23 protein-coding genes are annotated in these 24,112 nt (G+C 39.6%); 7 read left to right on the top strand and 16 right to left on the bottom strand.

Features of this window, described 5'->3' with window-relative positions; all coding sequences use genetic code 11:
- Positions 1 to 77 precede the first annotated feature (77 nt).
- Together HWX64_RS10005 and HWX64_RS10000 are read left to right on the top strand one after the other, a co-directional pair.
- Positions 78 to 1,385 (top strand): D-alanyl-D-alanine carboxypeptidase family protein, encoded by a 1,308-nt coding sequence (locus tag HWX64_RS10005; RefSeq protein ID WP_175989306.1) that lies wholly within the window; start codon positions 78 to 80, stop codon positions 1,383 to 1,385.
- A 161-nt stretch (positions 1,386 to 1,546) separates the two neighbouring features.
- A complete protein-coding gene (locus tag HWX64_RS10000; protein WP_175989305.1) occupies positions 1,547 to 1,939 on the top strand; it encodes an SET domain-containing protein in 393 nt (130 codons plus the stop codon).
- A gap of 67 nt (positions 1,940 to 2,006) precedes the next feature.
- Here the strand turns inward: HWX64_RS10000 and HWX64_RS09995 are convergent, their stop codons facing one another.
- The 5 genes from HWX64_RS09995 to HWX64_RS09975 form a co-directional block, all read right to left on the bottom strand.
- Positions 2,007 to 2,819, bottom strand: coding sequence for an EcsC family protein (locus tag HWX64_RS09995; RefSeq protein WP_175989304.1), 813 nt, complete (start codon positions 2,817 to 2,819; stop codon positions 2,007 to 2,009).
- Positions 2,820 to 2,927: 108 nt separating this feature from the next.
- Positions 2,928 to 4,202: a hemolysin family protein gene (locus HWX64_RS09990; protein ID WP_175989303.1), complete on the bottom strand. Its 1,275-nt coding sequence runs from the start codon at positions 4,200 to 4,202 to the stop codon at positions 2,928 to 2,930.
- A gap of 215 nt (positions 4,203 to 4,417) precedes the next feature.
- On the bottom strand, positions 4,418 to 4,765 hold the full coding sequence (locus HWX64_RS09985) for a DUF4830 domain-containing protein (protein WP_175989302.1): 348 nt from the start codon (positions 4,763 to 4,765) through the stop codon (positions 4,418 to 4,420).
- A gap of 242 nt (positions 4,766 to 5,007) precedes the next feature.
- Entirely contained in the window at positions 5,008 to 5,166 is a 159-nt protein-coding gene (locus tag HWX64_RS09980) for a hypothetical protein (protein WP_175989301.1), read from the bottom strand.
- A gap of 152 nt (positions 5,167 to 5,318) precedes the next feature.
- Positions 5,319 to 7,370, bottom strand: coding sequence for a penicillin-binding protein 2 (locus HWX64_RS09975; RefSeq protein WP_254871085.1), 2,052 nt, complete (start codon positions 7,368 to 7,370; stop codon positions 5,319 to 5,321).
- A gap of 452 nt (positions 7,371 to 7,822) precedes the next feature.
- On the opposite strand from HWX64_RS09975, the gene HWX64_RS09970 reads away from it, so the two are divergent.
- Positions 7,823 to 8,209: a sporulation protein gene (locus HWX64_RS09970; RefSeq protein ID WP_175989300.1), complete on the top strand. Its 387-nt coding sequence runs from the start codon at positions 7,823 to 7,825 to the stop codon at positions 8,207 to 8,209.
- A gap of 57 nt (positions 8,210 to 8,266) precedes the next feature.
- On the opposite strand, the gene HWX64_RS09965 is transcribed toward HWX64_RS09970, so the two are convergent.
- Entirely contained in the window at positions 8,267 to 8,971 is a 705-nt protein-coding gene (locus HWX64_RS09965) for a bifunctional 2-polyprenyl-6-hydroxyphenol methylase/3-demethylubiquinol 3-O-methyltransferase UbiG (RefSeq protein WP_175989299.1), read from the bottom strand.
- A 486-nt stretch (positions 8,972 to 9,457) separates the two neighbouring features.
- Positions 9,458 to 10,192 carry a nucleotidyltransferase domain-containing protein gene (locus HWX64_RS09960; protein ID WP_175989298.1) on the bottom strand — a complete coding sequence of 245 codons (735 nt, stop codon included), beginning with the start codon at positions 10,190 to 10,192 and terminating at the stop codon, positions 9,458 to 9,460.
- A 160-nt stretch (positions 10,193 to 10,352) separates the two neighbouring features.
- On the opposite strand from HWX64_RS09960, the gene HWX64_RS09955 reads away from it, so the two are divergent.
- Positions 10,353 to 10,832 carry a hypothetical protein gene (locus HWX64_RS09955; RefSeq protein ID WP_175989297.1) on the top strand — a complete coding sequence of 160 codons (480 nt, stop codon included), beginning with the start codon at positions 10,353 to 10,355 and terminating at the stop codon, positions 10,830 to 10,832.
- A 208-nt stretch (positions 10,833 to 11,040) separates the two neighbouring features.
- Positions 11,041 to 12,276 carry a hypothetical protein gene (locus tag HWX64_RS09950; protein ID WP_175989296.1) on the top strand — a complete coding sequence of 412 codons (1,236 nt, stop codon included), beginning with the start codon at positions 11,041 to 11,043 and terminating at the stop codon, positions 12,274 to 12,276.
- A gap of 94 nt (positions 12,277 to 12,370) precedes the next feature.
- On the opposite strand, the gene HWX64_RS09945 is transcribed toward HWX64_RS09950, so the two are convergent.
- Positions 12,371 to 13,135 (bottom strand): SAM-dependent methyltransferase, encoded by a 765-nt coding sequence (locus HWX64_RS09945; protein WP_175989295.1) that lies wholly within the window; start codon positions 13,133 to 13,135, stop codon positions 12,371 to 12,373.
- Between the two features lie 190 nt (positions 13,136 to 13,325).
- Here HWX64_RS09945 and safA point away from each other — a divergent pair, with 190 nt between their 5' ends.
- Positions 13,326 to 13,955 (top strand): SafA/ExsA family spore coat assembly protein, encoded by a 630-nt coding sequence (gene safA, locus HWX64_RS09940; protein ID WP_175989294.1) that lies wholly within the window; start codon positions 13,326 to 13,328, stop codon positions 13,953 to 13,955.
- An 84-nt stretch (positions 13,956 to 14,039) separates the two neighbouring features.
- Here safA and HWX64_RS09935 read toward each other — a convergent pair whose 3' ends face one another.
- The 6 genes from HWX64_RS09935 to HWX64_RS09910 form a co-directional block, all read right to left on the bottom strand.
- The gene (locus tag HWX64_RS09935) at positions 14,040 to 15,059 is read right to left on the bottom strand and encodes an STAS domain-containing protein (protein ID WP_175989293.1); all 1,020 of its coding nucleotides are present in this window, start codon (positions 15,057 to 15,059) and stop codon (positions 14,040 to 14,042) included.
- A gap of 388 nt (positions 15,060 to 15,447) precedes the next feature.
- Positions 15,448 to 16,092 carry an SDR family oxidoreductase gene (locus HWX64_RS09930; RefSeq protein ID WP_175989292.1) on the bottom strand — a complete coding sequence of 215 codons (645 nt, stop codon included), beginning with the start codon at positions 16,090 to 16,092 and terminating at the stop codon, positions 15,448 to 15,450.
- 99 nt (positions 16,093 to 16,191) lie between these two features.
- Positions 16,192 to 16,851: an O-methyltransferase gene (locus HWX64_RS09925; RefSeq protein ID WP_175989291.1), complete on the bottom strand. Its 660-nt coding sequence runs from the start codon at positions 16,849 to 16,851 to the stop codon at positions 16,192 to 16,194.
- Between the two features lie 113 nt (positions 16,852 to 16,964).
- Positions 16,965 to 17,600 (bottom strand): FMN-dependent NADH-azoreductase, encoded by a 636-nt coding sequence (locus HWX64_RS09920; protein ID WP_175989290.1) that lies wholly within the window; start codon positions 17,598 to 17,600, stop codon positions 16,965 to 16,967.
- Positions 17,601 to 18,435: 835 nt separating this feature from the next.
- Positions 18,436 to 19,155, bottom strand: a complete 720-nt coding sequence (locus tag HWX64_RS09915) for a class I SAM-dependent methyltransferase (protein WP_175989289.1) — start codon at positions 19,153 to 19,155, stop codon at positions 18,436 to 18,438.
- Between the two features lie 120 nt (positions 19,156 to 19,275).
- Positions 19,276 to 20,022 carry a GNAT family N-acetyltransferase gene (locus HWX64_RS09910; RefSeq protein WP_175989288.1) on the bottom strand — a complete coding sequence of 249 codons (747 nt, stop codon included), beginning with the start codon at positions 20,020 to 20,022 and terminating at the stop codon, positions 19,276 to 19,278.
- A gap of 150 nt (positions 20,023 to 20,172) precedes the next feature.
- On the opposite strand from HWX64_RS09910, the gene HWX64_RS09905 reads away from it, so the two are divergent.
- Entirely contained in the window at positions 20,173 to 21,609 is a 1,437-nt protein-coding gene (locus HWX64_RS09905) for an MDR family MFS transporter (RefSeq protein WP_175989287.1), read from the top strand.
- Between the two features lie 115 nt (positions 21,610 to 21,724).
- On the opposite strand, the gene HWX64_RS09900 is transcribed toward HWX64_RS09905, so the two are convergent.
- Positions 21,725 to 23,146 (bottom strand): MDR family MFS transporter, encoded by a 1,422-nt coding sequence (locus HWX64_RS09900; protein WP_175989286.1) that lies wholly within the window; start codon positions 23,144 to 23,146, stop codon positions 21,725 to 21,727.
- A 40-nt stretch (positions 23,147 to 23,186) separates the two neighbouring features.
- Positions 23,187 to 23,801, bottom strand: a complete 615-nt coding sequence (locus HWX64_RS09895; RefSeq protein ID WP_175989285.1) for a TetR/AcrR family transcriptional regulator — start codon at positions 23,799 to 23,801, stop codon at positions 23,187 to 23,189.
- Positions 23,802 to 24,112 lie beyond the last annotated feature (311 nt).

Raw genomic sequence — 24,112 nt, 5'->3', positions numbered from 1 at the left:
TGAAGATTCATTCCTGTGATAGTGATTTTCTATGTTAAAATAGTTTAGTTGTGAAAAATGCATTTGGAGGTACTGGTTTGAAAAGAGTAAGATTACATCAGAAATTATCAATAACGATTATTTCATTCATGGCGTTATCCTCCTTTGGATCTGTAGTCCACGGAGAGTCAAAAGCAAAGATCAATGCTGATGCTGCTATCTTAGTGAATGCAGATACTGGCAAGATAGTAGACAAGTATAATGAAGATGAATTGCTCGGCATTGCTTCCATGACAAAAATGATGACGGAATACCTTGTACTTGAAGCAATTGATAAAGGGAAAATCAAATGGAGTGATACTTACACCGTCAGTGATAAAGTATATCAATTGGCAAATGCACCGGGCCTAAGCAACGTGCCGCTCCGTGCAGACGAAAAGTATTCAATAAAAGAGTTATACGAGGCGATGGTCATCAAGTCAGGGAACGGTGCGGCTATCGCTCTATCGGAAGTGGTTGCGGGAAGTGAAGGGGAATTTGTTAAGCAGATGAATGCCAAGGCAAAGGATCTTGGAATGGAACGTTTCCAATTCGTCAATTCCAGTGGTTTGAGTAACTACGATATGCTCGGCATGCATCCGGAAGGAACAGATGTGAATGATGAAAACATGGTGTCGGCAGAAGACATGGCGACGTTGGCCTATTATTTAATAAAAGATTATCCTGAAGTCTTGAAAACATCTGGTGCGAACTACAAATACTTTAGAAAAGGCACAGATGAAGAGTATTTAATGAAAAACACGAATGCGATGCTGAAAGACCGTGCACACTTTTATGAAGGAGCAGATGGACTTAAAACAGGGACGACCCCCTTTGCAGGGTCCACATTTACCGGGACGGCTGAACGTGATGGTGTAAGGTATATCAGTGTCATTCTTGATGCAAAAGATCAGTACGGTCAGCCTAGCAGTGCTGAACGCTTCATTCAAACAGGGGCGCTTCTGGATTATGGATTCACACAAGTCCAAACAGCTCAGTTCAGCTTGGATGATGCTGTAAAGAAAAAAACACTCCCCGTAAAAGACGGGAAAGAGTTTGAAGTAGAGATGGCTGTTGATAAGCCTTTAAAAGTTCGTATCCCTAAAGATGAGATCAGTAATGTAAACGTGAGATTCAATGTAGATAAGGGAAAACTAAATAAAAACGGAGAACTTCAGGCTCCAATTGAAAAAGGCGAAAAGATCGGTGAACTCGTTCTTGTAAATAAAAAAAAGGATGAGTACATTTTAGACGAACTGGAAAAAGAAACGAAGGTTGATGTATACGCTGACTCCTCAGTAGAGAAAGCAAACTGGTTTGTCAGAAGTGCTCGAAATATCGGGGAGTTTTTTGGAAAGTTATTTTAATGGCTGGGCGGAATGGTCTAACTGTTGTCATCTGTTTACGAGCAACGTAATGAAGCTGCAGTATCTATTGGTGATTTTACATTTTCAGATGAAAACAGTTGATTTCTTTACCGATTAGTGACAAGCTTACTAGGTCAGTATTTTATGAAGAAGGTGAAAAGATGATTGAAGTAAAGCTATCCTCACTGAGTGACGGTGACTTAAATAGAGGTGTATTTGCCAAGAGGGATATCTCCAAGGGGGAACTGGTACATGAAGCTCCTGTAATCCCTTACCCGAATGAAGAACACGAACATATCGAAAAGACATTTTTGGCAGACTATGTTTTTGAGTATGGAATTAATCACACGGCCCTTTTATTGGGCTATGGTATGCTGTTCAACCATTCATATACCCCTAATACGATTTATGAGATTAACTTTGATAATCATACGTTTGATTTTTACGCTTATAAGGACATCAAAGCGGGAGAAGAACTCCTCATCAATTACAACGGCGAAGTCGATAACGATGATCCTCTTTGGTTTAACAAAGACGACCAGGCAGAAGATTAAATAATTTAACACATTAACGCGTCGAGGGACGGGCCTTTAGCATGCTAAAGGCCCGTCCCTTGTTTTGTTATTCCTTCTCCCCCAGCTTTTCAAGAATTCGCCGTTTTCTATAAAGCATCCGCCCGGCCTCTCCTATGTCATGCATCATGGATTTGTTGATATATGAGCCGAAAAGGATTTCTGCAATCGGTATCATTTGAAATAATTTTTTCCACCCAAAGTTATCACGGAAACTGACCATCACCTCTCTCCATCCCTGGAGCTGAGAAATCGTTTGGTCTCTTTTGTCAGTAGATGCTTGATTAAAATCCGCGAGCTCCTGCAGGATGGCCTGTTTGCCGACGATATCTGAAGAAACGAATTGAAGACATTTAATAATGAAGACCCTTTCACTCTGCTCATTCGGATCATACCCATAACTTAAAGCAATTTCCTGCAGGGTTTTAAGAGATATCCCTAAAATAAATGGAATATCGATACTTAACGTGAGAAAGCCGCCGATGCCGGTAGTGGCACCTTGTGTCATCGCCAATTTCTTCCTGGAGTTGACAATCGCTTCACTGATGTCATCCATTACGGGCAATGGCAGCTCTTTTACTGACTCGATTACCATTTCTTCATTACCCGTATGATTCTTTATTCTTCTCAACACTTCTTTTTCGCTTGTAAGATAGCTCCCGCCTTTTTGTATGAAGGTTCCGATTTCATCGAGAGCCTGCCCCACTTTTTTATGGACCATTTTTGGGGTGATGCGATCTAGAATCATGAAAGGCACCCTTCCGATTTTCTCCCAAAACCACAGTCCCTTCTGGTCTTTCTCCCACTTTGTAACGACTTCAAGCTCTTGAAGCAGATACGATTTCGTTTCCTGTAGATTCATATGTATATTCTCCCTACTTCTTCTATTCAAAAAAATAACAGGCAGTCGAATGCCTGTTATTTTTTATCTGTTTATTTTCTCGCAAATAATAAAAGTTAGTCAGCAATTCTATGATTGCAATGCGTCTTCTGAAGCATGTTCCAAGATATCAACTTTGATCGTCCGGACCCTCCGGTTATCTACTTCGTCCACGGTGATCTTCAAATGTTCGTATTCAAAGCTTTCACCTTCAGTAGGGATATCCTCAAAGCTTTCCACTACCCATCCGCCAAGAGTGTGATATGAACTTTCGGGTTCGGGTACATTCAATAATTCCGTAAAATCATCAAGTTGGAATTGCGAATCGAATTTATACTGGTTTTCATTGACCTTTGTCATTGAATGAATCTTTTCATCCTGTTCATCCCAGATTTCCCCTACTATTTCTTCCAGGATATCCTCAAGCGTAATAAGTCCTGTGGTTCCGCCGAATTCATCAACTACAATCGCCATATGGACCTTGTCTTTTTGTAATTTTGAAAGCAATGATGAAATCTTCGCAGATTCGAAAACAAACATCGGTTCCCGGATCAATTCCCGAATATTGACTTCACCGAATTTTAATAAATGAGTGAAGAATTCTTTTTCTGAAAGGATTCCGATAATATTATCGATATGATCCTCGTAAACAGGTATACGGGAAAATCTTTCTTCAAAGAACATTTCTTTAATTTCTTCTATTGATTGATTCACTTCTACTGCCATCACATCAATTCGCGGTGTTAAAACTTCAGATGCGATAATATCATCAAAATCCATCGAGCGATGAATTAATTCTCTTTCTTCTTTGTCAATTACGCCTTCTTCTTGGCTGATATCAAGCATTGCCTTTAATTCTTCCTCTGTCACAGAAGGCATCCCATCATCTTTAGAAAACAGCTTGGAAACCAGTTCCTTCAGCTTAAGGAACAGGAAATTAATCGGTGTAAGAATTTTGATCAAAAGATAAAGAATTCCGGAAATCGTTAAAGCCCAGCCTTCTGCATTTTCTTTTGCCAATGATTTAGGAAGGATTTCCCCGAAGATCAGGATGACGATGGTCATAACAAATGTACTGATGACCAAGCCGGTATTACCTCCGACCAGTTTAGCGGCTATGCTGGCAGAAATGCTTGCTGCCGCAATATTAACGATGTTATTTCCGATTAGTATGGTTGAAAGGGCGTTATCAAAGTTTTCGGCTATATAGACAGCTTTTTTACTTCCTCTTACCCCGTCACCTTCAAAGTTCTTCAACCTGATCTTATTCACACTTGAATAAGCAGTCTCTGCCGATGAGAAAAAGGCAGAAAGCAGAATTAACACTCCCAATGAAATCAATGAATACAGTGGTATATCGTCCAAAAAAACGTCACTCTCCTAAAGATGTTTATCTATATAGACTGTTTGAAGATTCAAACAGAAAAAACCGCAGCAATTGAAAAATGCCAAAACCGATGTGGGCATTTGGCTGAGAAAAAATCCTCTCAGTAACTATACACTTTTTTTAGAAAAGCGTATAGTATCCTGATATTTTCAAGAAAGCAGCATCCTAAACAAAAAGCGTCTCCTCCTTCACTTTACTGCTCTTTCTCTTGATCAAGAGAAACAATCCCTGGAGTGGCACCTTCCACCACCCCGACTCCACCTATGATTTCACCATTGAGTTCATAAATTGCTGCCTGTAAATCATGCTCTCCATTGAATTTTTCCTTTAAATCATAGTGAGTGACCGTAATTTCCTTCCCTTCATACAGACTGATATCAAAGCCAGCCTTTCTCATATTCATGGCGTTCATTGGTTCTATATCATCAACTACTAAAGTATCCTTTGCATCTTGAGACTGTATATTCCATCCGTTCTCTTCTATAAACTCCTCGTGTTCATCAGGAATTTCATCCCCGCACGCGGTAAGCAGTATACTCATAAAAATTATTATAAAAATAGGCGGCTTCATGTAATCAATCCTTTCTTAAGTGAATTGTAATAATTCGTAAATAACACTGATAAATCAGTTACATTACTCTACCCATATTTACTAATACTTAACATTATTTTCAAGATGGATATATGTAAGTCAGATTCTTAAGAGTGCTCCATTTTTACAGTAATTTTGTGAATTCAGCGTACAAAAAAAGATGCATGATAAATTTTCATGCACCCCGGATATTACTGACCGCCGCCAAACCAGCTGCTGGCTTTGATTCTTTCTTCTTCTTGTATTTGTCGCTCATTTGCATCAGGATCCTGGAAGGTTGAGCTTCTTCGTTTCAACATCGCGCTTACTATACCGAAAAAAATGGCTATTCCAATGATGAACCACAGCATGTTATCCCCTCCTCTGAACGAGTAAGTTTTCTGAATTGTATTCTCTATAGTATATACGTGTTAGTGGCAGAAAAATTTCATTAAATAATCTTGCCCTTTTATACAGCAAAAACTTTTGGGAATAAAAAAAAGCAGCCCGAAACTTCATATTTTTATTCGTCAGATGTTTCTTGAGTTTCTTCTTCTGGTTCACTTTCAGCGTCTTCCAGAGTTCGAACTTCACCTTCAACAGATGTATCTAATAATCCTTGTTTTTCTGCCTCTATTTTAAGTTCGAAATATTTGTCCATTACGCGTTTGGCAATAATTTTGTTTACATATGGATCCTTGTCTTGGTGTGAGTAAGGTAAAACTACAGAAAAAGCAACCTCAGGATTATCATAAGGTGCATATCCAATAAGTGTAGTATTATAGGTTTCAACACTTTTCCCTATTTCAGGATTGAAATAAAACGCCTCTGCAGTTCCTGATTTTGCTGCAGCATCATACGGGGCATTAATAAATTCTCTTGCCGTACCGTTATGACCGTGAGCAACTCGGTAAAAACCTGTTCTTACTTGATTGATTTCTTCTCTAGATACATCAATCCTATTTAAAATCTTTGGCTCCCTTTCATACACAATGGGCCCTATCGTCCCTTTATTATGATTTGGTTCACGAATTTCTTTCATAATATGAGGTTGTATTCGGTAACCCTTATTAGCTACAACTGAGGCATATTGCACTAATTGCATTGGTGTATATAAATCGTACTGACCAATGGCAAAGTCCATTAATTTTCCAGGTATCTTTTCTGAACCTTCAAAACCATCTGCTTCACCTGGAAGATCAAGTCCAGTCTTCACCCCTAACCCAAATTGATTAAAATGATTTCTTAAAGTGTCAAATGCTTTAACATCATAGTCTAATGGTTGATTTCGAACATAATGTGCATTGGCGATCTTTAAAGCAATTTTAAACATATAGGCGTTTGATGATATTTCAAGAGCTTGAATATCATTTAAATAGATTGGACCCCTTGATAAGTTGAACCAAGACCTTTTAGGAGGAGTGTCCTTGATTTTGATTTCTTCATCTAGGATAACTTCTCCCACACGTATTTTCTCAGTCATATATCCTGTTAGTACAGTAGCACCTTTTACCGCTGAGCCTACTGCATATTCTGAAGTGAAAGTTCCTAAAGCATCATCTTGCAATACTGTTCTACCCTCGGAATCCTTAGAGTATTTCTTACCTACCATCGAAAGGATCTCGCCTGTGTGCGGGTTCATCATAATTACATATGCCCGGTCTAAGTACGGTGATTCCCAATATTTCGCGGCCTGCTTACCTAACTCCTCTTCAACAATCTTCTCAACTTCCTTCTGCAATTTCATATCAATGGTCAGTACGACATCTTTCCCGCTCTGACCCTCTTTCAGTAGCTGTTCTTCCAAGACACTTCCTTTTTTCGTGACGTATTCAATCTCTTCTTTCTGCCCCTTTAAAACATCTTCATACTGCGCTTCCACATAGCTCGTACCCACCCTGTCGTTCAAAGCGTATCCTTTAGCTGTATAAGAGTTTACTAGTTCACTTGGAAGGCCCTCTTTGGAAGATGAGACTTTTCCAAGAATCGAACGAAGTGTATCATCCCCGACATATCTTCTCTTCCAGTCGGTTGTGACATTCACTCCAGGCATTTTGGCCAGATTTTCATTAACCCTTGCCATCTCTTCAGTGGTGACACCCTCATTTTTTACGATTTGGGGGGATAATGCATAGCCGGTATTGAATTCCCTGAATATAGCCAGTACTTCAAGCTCATCTTTGTTGAAGGAGTGGATGTTTTCTTCAGTGATGCGGTCCAGCTGCATTTGATAGACCTTTTTATTGACATCATCCTTAGTTAAGTCTTTGTTATCTTGCAGTCTCTTAATCTCATCATTTGAGACCAGTTTTTCTGCTTCATCCGGATGAGTGAGCAGCCAGAAATCCTTCCTGTCACGATCAGTGATTTTATCAGGATCCATCTTTATCAGCTGAGCCAGTTTTCGGGCAACCTTCAGCATCTCGTCTGGCTTTGTGGATTGTGTCCTCGTATAGGTAATGGCATTCAACGGTACATTATCAACAATGACATTACGGTAACGGTCATAAATTTTGCCCCTTGGAGGACTGCCGTTATTTGCTTTGACATTCTCCGTGCGCTGAACCTCTTTCAAATAGTCATTGCCGTGTACGATTTGGACGATTCCGAGTCGCAAAATCAGCAGAGTGAATAACATGAATACAGCAAAAAACATGATATTCATTCTGAATGGAAGTGTATTTTTCTTTTTTTTATTCTGTTTTTTCCCCTTCAATAATAAAACTCCCCTAGTCTGTTAATTGTATAAATCCCTGCCATCATTGTACCTAATATCGAGCCATTTTTCTACCTTGTTTTACCATTATTGGTTGTGATTATAAATAGTTGTAAGGATAAGTAAATTATTAAATAGGGGTTTAATACGATTCATCACTTTCCGCAAAATTTGTCGACAATGGAGGCTGGACAGTACACGTTCTTTCTCTTACAATAAGATTTGAATTTGAGTGGAAACTTTTAAAAAATGAAACCAAAACTCTCCAAGCAGAATTGGTAACTAGATGATTGAGAGGTTGATTTGCTTTTATGTTTAGTAAACTGATGTGCAGATTCGGTATTGGATCTACTAAAATTGATTTGGTTTTAAACAAAAAAGATTACCGCCCTGGTGAAGTGATACAAGGCGAATACGAAATTATTGGGGGACGAATCGAGCAGAAGTTAAAGCGTATTGAAACGGAGCTTCTTCAATATGATTACAACAAAGACCGGTCATCTGTCCTTCATCACAATACCATCTTAAGTTCCTCGACGATGAAGGCAAATGAACTTAAAAAAATCAGTTTTTCATGCAGATTAGCGGATTCATATCCTCCAAGCAGTGAATCAATCTCTTATAAGCTCGTCACCCGACTCGTTTTTGATGATGGCATTAACAGGGTTGACCATGATGATTTCCGTATAATAGCTTAGCAGTTTAAAATACAAGGTTCATAGAAAAACGTTCAGTCCTGAACGTTTTTCTTGTGTCTATTTTTTTCTGAATAATGCTGCAAGTAATTCGGATGTTCCAAACATCTCCCCGGAGTCATCCTGATCTTTCATATTCCTTATTTCAAGAGATTCAAAGTCCGAAAAAATATTTTCTAATCGAGTCTTGTCGTACCCTAATCCGCCTTGAAGGGATCCTGTCCTGTACACTTCCCAATCAGAAATGATAGATCCTCCCAGTTTACCCCCTTTTATAAAAGTAGTGAGGGCAAAATGACCGCCCGGCTTCAAGGCCTTGTTAACCAATTGAACATAGCTCAATCTGCGGTGAGGAGCAATATGGTGGAAACATCCTGAATCGTAGACAAGATCATACCCGCCTTCATCAAGGTCTAAGCTGAAAATATTATTATGTATGAAATTAATTGAAACACCGCTTCCTTCTGCACGTTCTTTTGCCCATTGAAGAGACGTTTCCGAAATATCCACAGCATCCACTTCCCATCCATTTCTGGCGAGATGAATGGCATTTCTTCCAGGACCGCAGCCTAATTCCAAAGCCTTCCCCGAAGTTAATGATCCTTTGCTTAGATAAGAAACTAAATTTTCATCAGGTACATTTTTGAAAAACGGAATTTTCTTTTCTCGATCTCGATAAAAATCTGTCCAGAAATCGCCGGGTTCTCTTAGAAAAGAGTCGAGCATTTCAAATAATTCCTCTTCATTATTAATCGTTTCTTTCATACACTTCCCCCTTCCTGGTATAACTCAATTTTATCTCTTCTGCCAAGAAATTGGGTTACCACCATCTTACAAATATGTTAATTAGGGAAATGTTTTCCATTTCAATCAGTGCTAAATCACAAGCGAGAAGACGTCCCTCTCCCTGTATGGGCAGTCGAACCCAGGGTTACATACTCTCCTGCATAAACACCCTTAAACCCCTTATGATGCATTTTGAGGGCATTCAGTTTGAGTGAATCCACTGAATGCCTGCAGTTACATTACAAATATTTCATTAATATTACAAAAATATTGATCTATTACTAAAGAACCTGTTCACCATAAAAATGAGCGGGTTCTTAATATGTAATCCGTGAAAACGTTTTTCATCATAAAGTTCACATAAGCGTCTATTGCTGCCTATTCTAAATAACCTACTGCAAGCACACTGAATATGCATCCCAAAAGGACAAATAGAGTGGTCACTTTATTCACCTCACATCCCATTTACTTTTTCTCACTTGTGATGTAATGCTTCCCTAGTGAAAACCCATCGAACAGCCGCCCGCCATGAGGACGTAACACTGAATCCACGAGGGATATGACAAGCTGTTTATCTCCTGTTTTATAAAAGTATTCAAAGCTGTTTACAAATTCCTTTGCAAAGTCACTATCATATTCTTTCAGAGCACGCACTATCCATTTGGAAGAACCTATCCATTTTTTGTTGGTCCTTAATACAAATTCATGCAGTGATTCAGCAAGGCTCCCCGCAATGAAGATTGTTTCTCCGTGCTGGGTGCTTCCGGAAAAATCCTCAAGCAAATCGGTTAGGAAATATCTTTTCATGCGTATAGCCGATGAATTCCATTCCGGGGGGCCCTCTTTTAAAAGTGCCTCAGCTGTTTGCTTCAACTTGCTGCATAAACCATTATCTTTAATGATGATTCCTTCAGCGACCATTCTTGGGAGGGATGGTCTGGCTCTCTCACAATCGCTCTTAAAGTATTCAATCAGACTGTCCTCATTGTGGACGAATACCTCAATCGGCCATTCATAAGCAATTAGTGATTCCCGGTATGCCGTTTTCTCTTTTTCATCAATCACTACAATATCCAAATCGGAAGTGGACGTGGCTTCCCCTCTTACAACACTTCCCCCTAATAAGACGATTGAGCTACCCGGAAAGTTTTCCTCAGTGAACATTTTTGCTGCTTTTAATGGTTCGATTCTATTATTCATCTATATCCACTCCTCTCATATTATTCCAGATATGACTATCATAGCTTATTGACTTACGGAATAGTTATATTTTCTCTATTTTACATTTTGAGCCAATATTCCTCGTTTGTTTTTTTCTTCATTGGGAAAAATGGAAGTAAACAACAAAGGAGGTCCCAAGATGAAAAATATAAAACTTTTCAGCTGTGTACTAATTGGCGGGATGTTATTGGGAGGATGCGGCGGAAGCGATAATGCCGAAGAAGTGAAAGAAGTTACCCCTGCTGAAGAATCGGAGCCTGCAACAGGAGATGGAAAAACGGAAAATGATTCATCAAATAATGAGACAGAGCAAGATCTCGCAACTGGAGTCGAGGAAACAACAAATTCTGTAGAAGAGTTAGCAATGACACTGACGAATGCTCCTGACGACTCAAAGAAATTAAATGATCAAGGAAAGACGATTGAAGAAAAATGGGACGAAATCGAGAAACAGGTAGAAGAAAACTACCCCGAAGATTATGAGAACATCGAGAAAAGCCTGTATCCATTGATAGAAGAAGCCAAAAAAGATTCACCTGATGCCGATAATCTAAAGACCCTGACTGAAGAAACGAAGAATAAATTAAATGAATTCCATGAAAAAATTAAAGATCAGTAAATAAAGAAAACCGCAGCAAGGAAATGAATATCCCTTTCTGCAGTTTATTTTATTTTTAAAATGGGTTAAAGTCCTTCCTCCAGTATTAGCTGTCTAAGCAGCTCACCTCCAAAGTCGTAGTGGATTGTATTTATAACTTATATCTCAAAGCAACTCAATTCCTAAATTCAAGATATTTGTGCAAGCTAAGGGTAAGGCGGTGATCAAGTTGATTCGATTCATTCTAATATTACTTTTGGCTTGCATCTCTTTCCCTCAAAATACAGGTAAAGCTGATTCACAAATGAAGGCGGCATTTCTCAGAGGACATAATCTTTGGATTTTAGCTGAGGGAGAAGAAAAGCAAATCACGACATCCGGAAAAGTGACCGAATCCCCCCAATGGTCCCATGATGGAAATTGGGTGCTTTATCAAGAAGAAGCCCCTTCAGAGTTTGAACAAGGCTTACAGAATGAACTTTGGGTGTATAACCTTACGTCAGACGAAAGAAAGAAAATATTTTATGATGGCTACGCACCTGCATGGGCTCCAAATAAAAACGAAATATCCTTTCTTCATCGTGGTATTTTGAACATTTCCGACCTGCATCGCTTTTATAATATCTCGGGGGGTGTAGACGGGTACTCCTGGATTCCGGACGGCAGCGGATTTATCCTATCTTCACAAGCTTATTTTCTTCCTGATGGCTGGACAAACCCGATCATCTACGTCAAGAAATTATCTTATCCCTTGGATAACCTTTCCGAAACAAAAAATATCAAATCGCTGTTTATCATTCCTAAGGAAGTTGGGAAAGGAGAAAACAAAGTAATGGCGGTTGGTGCTTCACATTTCCGTTACTCACCGAGTCAGAAATGGATATCATTTGTGGTATCACCCACTGCTTCCCTTGCGATGGACAGCAACATGCTTAGTGTCATCTCTGCTGACGGTGAAACATTCGTGGCCCTTGACGAAATCATCTTTGGTGTCGGGGAACCAAAGTGGGCACCGAAAAAAGACATCCTTGCCTACATCGCAGGAAGCGGACGAATCGTGTATGGATTCACCAATAAAGAACTCAAAGCGAAAGAATTTCCCGTTGCAGCATCATTGACCCCTGATTCATATGCAGAGCTTGATTTTACCTGGGTAAATGATGAAGCCATCGTTTCTTCGAGAGTCAAAGAAAAGGAATGGTCAAATGACTTTAAAGAGCACCCACTTCCCGTTCTTTATCTTATAGGATTGAAATCTGATAAGGGAAGGGTCATTACCGATCCACCAGTTGGTTTTGGAGACTACAATCCAAAATATCTGTCATCGTATCAAAAACTTATATGGTACAGAGGCAGATCTATTACCGCTCAACATCGTGATGTCTGGATTTCTAGTCCTGACGGTACACAAGCAAGGGAATGGGTTGAAAATGTCGAAGCTATTTCGGTTTATGAAAGGCATTAATTTAGGTGGAGAGAACAGGATAAGTTCCTCCTCTCTTCAATATCTTTCTTACTCTCTTGCAGCCATCTTTCCAGTAAATATTCAGCTGTCCTCATTACTTCATCTTTACGTTGGCCTTTAAGAGAAATCGATTCGTTTTCACTTCAAAAAATCCCTTTGATTGGATCATCTCATGAATGGAAAAAAGAGAGTCTTTATATCGTTCAATTGTAAAATCCGGTACTTGCCAAGGGATCGCTTTCAGGTAATAAACAAGCGCTCCGATATCATAAAAGCGTTGATAAGGCTCTTCTTCCATCCATTCGACGACGTCGAATCCTTCCTGAACCAATTCGTTGCGTGCATATTCCAGATTCCAGTGAAGAAACTCACCGTTTACAGGGGCACCCAAGGCATGATTAATTTCAATACAGTCATTTCCCCCTACCTGCTGAGTGATGAATGATCCCTTTAAAGCCATGACCCTTTTTACTTCGCTTGGAAGATATTCCTCATGCTTATTGATTATGAGGTCAAAGGTTTCGTCTTCAAATGGGAGAAGGTTGTCATTCTTGACTTTTCTAACCATGACTCCCAAAGGATCAAGCCTGTTTTTAGCGACAGGAAAGTTAGGTGCATAGCCCTCAGTTGCACAGGTGAACGTCGGAAGCGGCTGAAACTTTGAGAGAAGCTCCCCTCCCCCGGTTCCCATATCCAGCATCGCCTTTGACTTACGAATGTAAGGTAGGACAATACTGCCATATGACCAGCTCAGCATACCCTTATTCAAACGGCCCGAGTCTGTAATGTATGAAAAATCCCATCCTGAGAAGTGTTTTTCTATATCCTTGATAAAATTTTCAAATGATATTTCTTTCATAACATACTTCCCCCTTTTTGAATTACATTTACTTCTAGTATACCAATACCCAAAGGATTGGTTGGTTTTTCCATTGTGATGACAATCTATATTCTAGTAAATATTACTAGATGTTGATAAATAAACGGTTCTCTAGTCATGGTAACAACTACCTGTTTAAACGTTTACATCAATATATTTAAATAAAATTATGAAAACTATTAAATTATTATTTATTCTATTGTTGTCTGTCACTTTAGTCACTGGTTTTGGGAAAGATTCGGAAGTCTCTGCTGCAGGTTCATACACTGTGAAATATGGAGACACAATGTGGAAGATTGCTGTGAAACATCAAGTAGGTGTTTCTGAACTTATTAGTGCGAATCCGCAATTGAGTAACCCGGATCTCATTTATCCTGGACAAAGCATCTCCATTCCCGGGGGAGATCAAACAGCTCAGAATTATACATACGAAGTGGTTAAATTAGTGAATGCAGAACGTGCAAAAGCTGGGTTGGCACCACTTAAGGAAAACTGGGAATTATCAAGAGTCGCCCGTTATAAATCACAGGATATGATCGACAGGAACTATTTCAGTCATACATCCCCTACTTACGGATCTCCATTTCAGATGATGAAAGACTTCGGAATTTCATATCAAGCTGCAGGCGAAAACATTGCAGCCGGACAAAGAACGCCATCCGAAGTAGTCGAAGCATGGATGAACAGCGAAGGTCACAGAAAAAACATCCTCTCTCCGGCATATACGGAGATCGGTGTGGGATATGTTAAAGGTGGATCGTACGGTCATTATTGGACTCAGATGTTCATTAAAAGGTAACACGCAATAAAAATAGGGAGGTATTCAAAAGGGACAAATCACGGAATTAGTGATTTGTCCCTTTCTAACATATTTGATAAAAATCTATATTATTCTGCGGCCTGCCTGTGCAAGGGCATAATGAATTCCATGTTGTAGCGTTTTAAAACATTCGAACCGTGAAAAGTCAATTTCTGTACGTGCGATATGAACACCAAGTTCAGCGGAAATACCCACCAGAATAGTGTTTGTCCCTATCAATGACGCAGCTGCTCCTATTTTGTCAATCAGGCTGGTAGTATGTGTATCTATGTCTTCATCCAGAGCCGTTAAATCCAGGATTAAATAATTTGCCTTATGTGATGGAAGATTGCTTAAAGTTTTGAAGACAAGATCCTCAGCGCGTTCTCCGTCATATTTCCCCAGAAGCGGCACGACGACGACACCTTCTAAAACTGGAATCATGGGTGAGGATAAAGCTTTCACCAGATCTTGGAGTTCCCTCGTTTTATCTTCCACCAAAGCTTCCAGTTGTCTTATATGCTCGTTTTCTCTTTTGCGTGCTAGCTCATGGATATTGTTATTGACGGTAATATCAGAGGGAAAATATTCAACTTTAGTGTATTCATGTCCATTTAACTGATACTCAATGACATTGTACCAAATATTCGTTTTAAAAAGACCGGTAAAAATGCCGGCAAAGTGAGCAGGAAGAAACTTTCCTCCCTCACGTTTTTCCTGAGCGACGTTAATTTTATGTTCCCAGCTGTCTTTTAATAGAATGGTTGCAGTCTTTGTATCTGTATTCAAAATATCCGTACTTATTTGTCCCCATCCTGCAGAAGCATATGTATGCCCAATCAACTTCGCAGCTTCCTCTGCCCCGACATGCTTCAAGTTCTCAAAATACTCTCCCACTAAAAGTCCCTGACGGAACCCCGTGGTTTCAAGTACTAATGTAGCCGACTCTTCTCCAGACACTTCTTCAATCGTATCGAAGAACATTTTCATCGCACTGGAAATCCAGAATAAAACTGCATCCTCTCCTTCGTATAAAAATTGTCCATTCTCCATATTCCATTCAAAATTAATTCCCTCTACTTTAATATTCGTTTGAGTTTGCACGAGAGCCCTCCTAATTAAATAATGTTCTTTTTCTCTATAGATCGGAAAAGAATTCCTTTTAAAAGAGTACAATGATATCCTTTAAATCTCCTGTTAATCTTTGACAAGTACTTCTCAAGAGCACCTCTAACTCTATCGGGTGTCGCGGTAAGAAAATTATCTTGCAGGAAGCCCGGACTAAGTATAGGGATTCTGAACAGAAGAGCAATGATATTGCCTCATACTTTTCATAGTAACACAATTCGGTAGACAACTTGATAATGATTCCTATTTTCCTAGTGTATCCCTTTGGGTAAGCAAGGAAAGAGTTACATAGTACGATTCTTTCAATTAAACCTTCATCATGACAAAAAGGCGTAATGATAGAATCATCACGCCTTTTCTTCCATTAAATTCCTTTAACAGCTGCATCAATTGTATCATTTCCTGAAATGAGATCAAACCCTCGATTATACGTGTGCTCTTCTGTTATAGAAGCGAAGATGGTCTTGGCGACATCTTCGCGAGGGATGGAGCCCCTTGATAAATTTACGGCAGCAGAAACTTTCCCGCTTCCAGTTTCATTTAATAAGCCCCCTGGACGGATAATGGTATAAGTCAGCCCGCTTCGTTCCAGTTCCTTATCTGCAAAATGTTTTGCAGCATAATAAGGCTTTAAAGATTCGTTCCAATTTTCCCGGTTGTGTGCTTGTAGTGCACTTACAATGATGAATCGATCAATACCGGCTTTCTTTGCAGCTTGCATTGTTTTTACAGCGCCGTCTAAATCGATAAGCAACGTTTTATCAGACCCTGTATGGCCTCCTGATCCGGCGGTGAATACAACCGCATCAGTACCATTCAATCCTTTTTCGATTTGCTCAACCGTCCCTTCTAAATCGACTAACGACGACTGGATGCCTTCTTTTTGGAAAGAGCTGGCCTGTTCTTCTTTTCTGACAATCGCTCTTGGAGTGAAGTCCTTGCTATTATGTAATAGATTGATTAAATGCTTTCCGATTTGTCCATTAGCACCGACCACTGCTACTTTCATGTTCCTCATCTCCTTATCCGATTAAAATGGTATGATTTAATGATGACATGTTTGTTTAGAATTTACAAACATTCTGATTTTGCAAGGCTTTTTCTATGGTCATTCCTTTACAATACTAAAGACGAATCCATCATAACCTTTCGTTCCGACCGTTTGAATGGCTGTAGAATCGATGCGTTCATTTTCTGACAGAATATCTACAAATTCTCGTATCCCTTTTATATTCTCGTCTTCACTGGCGGTATCCGTTACTTTGCCCCCGCGGACCACATTATCTGTAATAATGACTGCGCCAGGGTTGGAAAGCTCGATGGCCCACTTGATATAATGAGGGTTATTCTTTTTATCTGCATCGATAAAAATAAAATCAAATGTACGGTCTTTTAAGGAAGGCAGTGTATCTAAAGCAGCACCGACAAGAACCTTGACTTTATTATCAAGACCTGCACGTTTAATATTTTCACGGGCAACCTCGGCATGTTTCTCACTATATTCCAAAGTAATAAGCGTTCCCTCGTCAGGCAAGGCTTTTGCCATCCATATACTGCTATACCCACCGAGAGTACCGATTTCCAAAATATTTTTTGCACCTTTCATCTTTGCTAACAGATGAAGCAGCTTCCCTTGGTTGGGTGCTACATCGATTGCAGGCAAGTTCGCTTCATCATTTGCCTTTATTGCTGCCTCCATCACTTCATCCTGTTTATGCAATTTGGTAATGAAATAGTGATCAACTTCTTGCCACATCTTTTCAGTCATGTACATGCTCCTTTGTGATTAATTAAATTCGTACTTTTCAAAATTATCTTACCATGAAATGACAGTTTATGTATCGATTAAAAAAAGAGCCAGCAAATCGCTGGCTCTTTTGCTTAGAATGTATGTGCAAGATCCTTCGCACGGGCAATGCCGTCCTCTTTGATTTCTTGTGCTTTATCCGGCATGGCTGCATGTCCTTCGATGAATAACCCTTCGAATGAAGGCACTCCATAAAATTGCATCATGATGTCCAGATATCGATGTCCCATTTCCATTTGAGCCGCTGGGCCTTCAGAATAAATGCCTCCCCGTGCCTGGATATGAAGAGCTTTCTTATCTGTAAGCAAACCAATTGGGCCGTGCTCTGTATACTTAAATGTTTTTCCTGCCACTGAAACGGAATCGATATAGGCTTTCATAACAGGAGGGAAAGAGAAATTCCAGAATGGAGTAACAAAAACATATTTATCCGCGTCAACAAATTGATCGACGAGTTCCGTTAAACGGCCTACTTTGGCTTTTTCACTGTCGGATAGTTCCTCAAACCCTTTACCGGTCTGCAGCTTTCCCCATCCACTGAATACATCCGCATCAATTTGTGGAATATGTTCCCTATATAAATCTACCGCCACAACCTCATGTGTTGGATTTACTTCCTTATATTTATCAATGAATGCTCTTCCAGCTGCCATGCTGAAAGATTGGGTGTCATCATGAGGATGAGCTGTGATGTACAATACCTTAGTCATTTGAATGACCTGCCTCTCTCTATTTGTTTAAGAAATATATCCAGTGGGTTAGAAAACCTTTATCTCAAATAGACATATTCTTAATTCGAGATTATTGTAAGACATTCAAAAGTATTGTTCAAGATATATGCTCGGGTTAATATAGTGGGAATGGTTTTTAAAAAAATGCCCTTTTCTATTAACGGGTTCTAGTTTGGAATACAAAATTGCAATCTACACAGCAAAATGTGGTAGTAATTGCAGATGCATTTACAGCTAATCTTACCCGACAAAGTGAACAAAAGCGGCCCCCCGAGTCAGATGAAAGCATCAGTAATATTGGGTTATTAAATAAGGGGAGATATTTCCGTTAATGAAGAAATGGATTTGAAAACAATTAAAATAAAGGGAAGTTTTACTTCTATTTACTTGAAAAACATTAAAATCGGGGATCTGGGCAAGATTAGAGGAAAATTTTCCGCTTATTTACCCCTATCAAAGCGAGCTCCAACTGATTAACGGGAAAATTTCCCCCTATTTATATTTTTAGTTACTCTATAAAGGGTAAGGTTTAGAAATTACCAATCTGTTCTTTGGTTTTTTCACATCTTTCAACTTTGGAGACTAAACTAACACGTTAGCCAGATTATAAAATAACATTCTAATAGAAGAGTTATAAAAAGTTCTGTAACGCTTCAATTTTAGTGCAGTTTTGGTAACAAGTTAATATACAGATTAGAATCCGAATTCCTTAAAAAGCTTGTTATATCCAATAAAAAAAGGGTTGCAAAATCATGACGATTTGCTTCCCTTTTCCAATGTTTTTTATGGTTTGTACCTTAAAACACTCCCGTTACTATTCTATGGGCTTTTTTGACTGAGCTTTTATGATTAAAAAATGTGGGTTGGTCATGAGGTAATGATACGATTTTTCTTTTATTGACTTCATCATTTCGACTGGTTTAGGTTCTACAAGTCTTTCAAGAATGAAATGCCGGGTTGTGTCGTTCATAATTCGTTCGAGAGGTTTTCTGTAAAAGGTGACATCGATTGTAATATGAGGTTTTTTCCAAGTTTCAGTGATGGTCTCTGTTCGAAAATAATCGTCACAATCGTTTCGTGAAAAGTCCATGAACGGATGATGGATGGAAAAGAGAAAAGTACCTCCCGGTTTTAATACACGGTGAAATTCCCTAAAGGTATCCTCCCAATTTTCAAAGTAGTGAAGAGTGAGAGAACTGACGATATATTCAAACGAATCGTCTTCAAAAGGCAAAGGCTTTTGAAGGTCATGGCATATGACTGTCGCACGGTTCCCTACTCTTTCTTTCGCGGCATTAATCATTCCCGGACTCAGATCTACCCCTGTGACAATCGCTTCTTGACGTGCAAAATAATCGGTGTACCAGCCTGCTGCACAACCTGCATCCAAAATGGATTTTCCTTTCAAATCCTCAGGGAGCTCGGCTAGCATAGCGGGTCTTTCGTAGTAAGCATTATAAGGACTTGCTTTATCAATATCACGTTGATAGGTTTCGGCCAATTGATCATATGTATGTTTAATGGAATCAGACATTTAACAATCCAACCCTTTCACAGCGAGAGTTTTTTTCATGATTGTAGTTTACCATTGTTCCCTCATAACTATTATATAGATAAGCTGACCATCGCTGATTGGAGTCAAAATAGGATGCTTTTATCTTGTAAGAGAATAACATAATAGTTCTTCTTTTATTCTGCAGCCGTTTTTGATGAACGTGTTGAGCATAGGCTGGTTATTGTAACTGGTACTTCCTATATAATAGGCAGCCCTGAAGTCTTTATAGAGGATATCAAGAGCATCTTGGTGAATGATCCCGCTTTTACCTTTCCCTCGTTCCCTTTGACTGAGTCCGAAATAAAAGAGTCTGCCTTCTTCTGCAGTACCTGGTTCGATATGCGGTATGATAACACCGATTGGTTTTTCATTCTCATATACAGCCATGCAGGAACGTTCGTAATTTTCTCCCAGTTCTGTTTTGACACTCTGGAAATGTTCATCAATATTTAAGCTTGACTGTGGATTGGGGGATCCTTCCATCGAAAGACTCCATAGATATTTAAAACCCTGTACTGAGAGATCTTTAAGATTTTTATATTGATATGGTGAATCCTTGACGGACCGACCTTGACCGTCTAATCTTTTTTCAACTCTTACCAGTTGATCGGTCATATGAAAATCGTATGTATGTAAAAAAGAATTCAGTTCATTTTCAAGACTTTTGTCTATCAAAAATTCAATCGAATTGATATGTTCATATGCCGGATGATTGATGACATACAGGATGAACTGCCGGATTTCTCGAGCTGTCAGAATGCTTGTATTTTCAATGATAAGATAATTTTCACCCGAAATGATAGTGAGTTTGGAATAAAGATGAGATAGACCTTGCTCAGTACACATCTTATGAATCCCCCATTCCTATTGCCTTTGTTTTATTGTATCATATGGAGATGATGAAATTTATGGAATTTAAGGTTCATTTCTGGACACTTTCTATTAAATAGTAGATTATAGTTAAGGTCAAAATATATTAAAAGCCGGAGGAGTAAAATGGAATCAAAAATCAATTCAAAAGCGATACTGATCACCTTTATGATAGGCGCTTTTTTTGCTATTCTGAATGAAACATTGTTGAATATAGCACTAACTGAATTAATGGAAGTGTTTGGGGTTAATGCACCCACGGTTCAATGGCTTGCCACCGGCTTCATGCTGGTAATGGGGGTATTGATGCCGATATCAGCATTATTGATCCAATGGTTCACAACAAGACAAATGTTTATCGGTGTAATGACGGTATTCTTGATCGGTACGACCATCGCAGCAAGTGCAATGAATTTTCCGATGCTATTAACTGGACGAATGATTCAAGCTGTCGGAACAGGGTTGTTGATACCGGTCATTATGAATGCAATACTGCTTATCTATAAACCGGAAGTCCGCGGTAAAATCATGGGGACATTTGGATTGGTCATTATGTTTGCACCTGCGATCGGACCGACTTTATCCGGAGTTATTGTAGATACTCTCGGTTGGAGATGGTTATTCATCACGGTCATACCTTTTTCAATGTTTTCTATTTTATTTGCATGGAAGTACTTGCAAAATGTTGGGGAAGTGACACGGCCGGGCGTAGATGTATGGTCAATCGTCCTATCTTCAGTCGGTATTGCTGGAATTGTATATGGCTTCAGTGCTGCAGGAGAAGCAGGTGAAGGGTTCACATCTTTAAGAATCGTCACCATTATTATAGTGAGTGCAGTCAGCCTTGTGTGGTTTGTTTTAAGGCAGTTAAAATTGAAGGAACCTCTGCTTGATGTGCGGGTTTTCAAATATAAAAGCTATGCCCGCGGGGTCGTTCTATTCATCATCGTGATCATGGCAATGTTCGCATCTGAAATCGTTATGCCCATGTATTTACAGGGCCCGCTCGGATATTCGGCAAAGGTTGCAGGACTGTTACTATTACCCGGGGCGCTGTTAAACGGATTAATGTCTCCTGTGATGGGCTCTTTATTTGATAAATACGGTCCGAGAAAGTTGATCATTCCTGGTACGATCGTGCTATCAGGAGTCATTATATTTTTTAGCAATATCAGCCAGGCAACCCCAATTTGGTTTTTCATCATTGTTTACATACTGTTGATGCTGTCAATATCTGCTATCATGATGCCTGCCCAAACAAATGCACTGAATGAGCTGCCTAAAAACCTTTATCCTCATGGAACAGCCATCTCGAATACCCTTCAGCCCGTTTCAGGGGCTTTAGGGGTATCGGTGTTCGTGAGCATCATGACACAAAGTCGTGAGAGCTATCTTGATGACCGGACCGGAACTGTTACTCAGGATGTAATGAATGATGCCATGACATTTGGTGTTCACCGCGCTTATTGGTTCGCGTTAGCCCTTGCACTGACAGCGGTCATCATTTCACTTTTCATTAAGAAAGCTGTAGCCGCTGATGTAGATGAATCTTCGGGTGAGTAAGAACAGGAAAAACCTCGTCCGTCATGACGAGGTTTTTTTGTGGACTTTATTCTATGGATAGTTGCAATGAAAGTAATAAAGCCAGTTTCAATGTGTAAGAAACTGGCTTACAAAATCAGGCTGTAGTCTTCACTGTCTTAGGTTTCTTATCTTTCACGAAAAAGGCAAGGATCAGTCCGATTAACGCCGAAATAGCTGCGACTAAAAAGGAAACGTTGACCCCATGAACGAGGCCCTCCACTCCCCTGCCCGGTTGTGCAGCGGTGGTCATGACCGTTACGAGCAAGGCGGTTCCAACAGCACCTGATACCTGCCGCATTGTATTGTTCATTGCGGTTCCGTGCGGAATCAGAGAATTAGGAAGCTGGTTGAGACCGGCGGTGGTGACCGGCATCATCACCATTGCGACACCCAGCATTCGAAACGCGTTGACGACAGTCAGATACATGAACGTTGTCTCTGGGGTGAGGTTCGTGAACATAATCGTTGTCACCGAGATCAGCATCAACCCGGTGACAGCAAGCCACTTGGCACCGAACTTGTCAAAGATCCTTCCTGTGATCGGATTCATAAAGCCCATTATAAGTGCTCCAGGCAGCAGCATAAGTCCTGACTCAAAAGCAGAAAATCCAAGCATATTCTGCATCAGGATAGGTAAAACAGTCGCCCCTCCAATCATGGCAATGAAGACGAGCATGCCGAGTGCGGTTGTGATCGTAAACAATTTTATCTTGAATACACGGAATTCAAGAATTGGCTGATCTAATTTAAACTGTCTTAAAATGAAGAAGGTCAACGTAATTGAACCAATGATCATCGCAACGATCACCTGTGTACTCCCCCATCCCGTAGTTCCTGCGGTACTGAACCCGTAAAGCAATCCTCCGAAACCAAGTGAGGATAAGATGATTGATAAGATATCGACTTTCGGGAATGTCTGCTTCGTAACATTTACCAGGATGAAGTATGCCACGATCAAATCGATGATGACAATCGGCAAAATGACATAGAATAAGCTTCTCCACGGGAACTGATCGACAAGCCATCCTGAAAGAGTGGGTCCGATAGCTGGCGCAAAGGAAATAACCAGTCCGAACATCCCCATTGCACTCCCCCGTTTTTCTACTGGATAAATCAAAAACAAAATCGTCTGCATCAAGGGCATGATAATTCCTGCCCCTGAAGCTTGTACAATGCGACCTGCCATTAAGACGCCGAAATTTGGGGCAACCGCACAAATCAATGTACCTGTTGCAAAAAGCCCCAGAGCTGTCAGGAATAATGAGCGGGTCGTGAAACGTCCGATAAGGAATGCGGTAATCGGGATCATCACTCCGTTCACCAGCATGAAAATGGATGTTAACCACTGTGCTGTGCTGGCTTCAAGATTCAGATCCTCCATAATATGTGGGAGTGCTGTCGCAAGCAGCGTCTGATTTAGAATGGCCGCGAAAGCCCCTGAAATTAAAACGAATAATAACGGAAATTTTTTGAAGGTATCAGCTGACTTGGATACATCATGTGATGGTTCCTTCATATTCTCCCTTCTTTCTTTATCCTTAACATCTATTATTAAGTTATTTTTTTAAGAGTCCGGTCTTAAGCAGCTTGATTTCAAGCTTATACTTAGAAACGGCCTCCTCAATACTCAATTCGTTTGAAATGCTGTGTACAAGATTATGAAATGTAACGGCTGATAATATTTGCAAAATATGATAAAGGTCATGTTCATTAGAGACGTTCAAGCTTTCCCAATCCACTAAATGAAATACTTCATCATATCTTTGGCTTAATTCTTCTTTACTGAGAAATTTTGTGAATGCTTTTTCAATTTTATAGTTCATATTAAGGAGGACATTTTTAATGAAATTGTTCTGACCTTCTGAATGGGAACGTTTTAAGGTGTGGTAAAAAATTTCTGTAACCGCCTCAAATATATCTCCCTGGAACTTCTTTAAGTTATATAAGAATTTTTCATGTCTTTCCTGAGTATGTTCATTCAGTAAATAAAAAAATGCATCCTCTTTATCTTCAAAATATTGATAAAAACTTCCTCTTGGAATTCCGGCAGTTTTCAATATATTTGAAATCGAGGCTTCATAAAGGGAGACACGAGAAAATTCTTTTTTGGCAGCTTCTATTAATATCTGCCTTTTCTCTTCATTTAAATTGAAGAACGTCGGCTTTGGCATGCTGACTTTCACCCTTTCGATGTGACACCGTGTCATGATCTAGACCTTACCTACTATAGATGACACGGTGTCATGTGTCAACAGATGAACTCACTGAATCGGTTTTAGAGTAAGTCACGAAAGAACCTTTTTATAAAACTAACTATGTACAAATACAAAAAGCGCTCAAATTTGAGCGCTTTACTTCAATTCCAACCTCATTATGATTAGTTAGCAAAAAATATGATTCATTATCAGTTTCAGTCAAAGCGTTATTTACTTATTAATTGACAGCTCTGAATATCCAAAGACCATAGTCGGGGTAGTACCAG

The sequence above is a fragment of the Bacillus sp. Marseille-Q1617 genome, from assembly GCF_903645295.1.
In the GTDB taxonomy this organism is placed as follows: domain Bacteria; phylum Bacillota; class Bacilli; order Bacillales; family Bacillaceae_B; genus Rossellomorea.
The sequence above is the reverse complement of the archived record's forward strand: the minus strand, read 5'-3'. Positions and strand labels throughout refer to the sequence as shown.

Excerpts from the sequence above, each read along its gene's own strand:
- HWX64_RS10000 (WP_175989305.1), top strand. The coding sequence starts at position 1,547 with ATGATTGAAGTAAAGCTATCCTCACTGAGTGACGGTGACTTAAATAGA.
- HWX64_RS09995 (WP_175989304.1), bottom strand. The coding sequence starts at position 2,819 with ATGAATCTACAGGAAACGAAATCGTATCTGCTTCAAGAGCTTGAAGTC.
- HWX64_RS09985 (WP_175989302.1), bottom strand. The coding sequence starts at position 4,765 with ATGAGTATACTGCTTACCGCGTGCGGGGATGAAATTCCTGATGAACAC.
- HWX64_RS09980 (WP_175989301.1), bottom strand. The coding sequence starts at position 5,166 with ATGCTGTGGTTCATCATTGGAATAGCCATTTTTTTCGGTATAGTAAGC.
- HWX64_RS09970 (WP_175989300.1), top strand. The coding sequence starts at position 7,823 with ATGTTTAGTAAACTGATGTGCAGATTCGGTATTGGATCTACTAAAATT.
- HWX64_RS09965 (WP_175989299.1), bottom strand. The coding sequence starts at position 8,971 with ATGAAAGAAACGATTAATAATGAAGAGGAATTATTTGAAATGCTCGAC.
- HWX64_RS09960 (WP_175989298.1), bottom strand. The coding sequence starts at position 10,192 with ATGAATAATAGAATCGAACCATTAAAAGCAGCAAAAATGTTCACTGAG.
- HWX64_RS09955 (WP_175989297.1), top strand. The coding sequence starts at position 10,353 with ATGAAAAATATAAAACTTTTCAGCTGTGTACTAATTGGCGGGATGTTA.
- HWX64_RS09945 (WP_175989295.1), bottom strand. The coding sequence starts at position 13,135 with ATGAAAGAAATATCATTTGAAAATTTTATCAAGGATATAGAAAAACAC.
- safA (WP_175989294.1), top strand. The coding sequence starts at position 13,326 with ATGAAAACTATTAAATTATTATTTATTCTATTGTTGTCTGTCACTTTA.
- HWX64_RS09930 (WP_175989292.1), bottom strand. The coding sequence starts at position 16,092 with ATGAAAGTAGCAGTGGTCGGTGCTAATGGACAAATCGGAAAGCATTTA.
- HWX64_RS09925 (WP_175989291.1), bottom strand. The coding sequence starts at position 16,851 with ATGACTGAAAAGATGTGGCAAGAAGTTGATCACTATTTCATTACCAAA.
- HWX64_RS09920 (WP_175989290.1), bottom strand. The coding sequence starts at position 17,600 with ATGACTAAGGTATTGTACATCACAGCTCATCCTCATGATGACACCCAA.
- HWX64_RS09915 (WP_175989289.1), bottom strand. The coding sequence starts at position 19,155 with ATGTCTGATTCCATTAAACATACATATGATCAATTGGCCGAAACCTAT.
- HWX64_RS09910 (WP_175989288.1), bottom strand. The coding sequence starts at position 20,022 with ATGTGTACTGAGCAAGGTCTATCTCATCTTTATTCCAAACTCACTATC.
- HWX64_RS09905 (WP_175989287.1), top strand. The coding sequence starts at position 20,173 with ATGGAATCAAAAATCAATTCAAAAGCGATACTGATCACCTTTATGATA.
- HWX64_RS09900 (WP_175989286.1), bottom strand. The coding sequence starts at position 23,146 with ATGAAGGAACCATCACATGATGTATCCAAGTCAGCTGATACCTTCAAA.
- HWX64_RS09895 (WP_175989285.1), bottom strand. The coding sequence starts at position 23,801 with ATGCCAAAGCCGACGTTCTTCAATTTAAATGAAGAGAAAAGGCAGATA.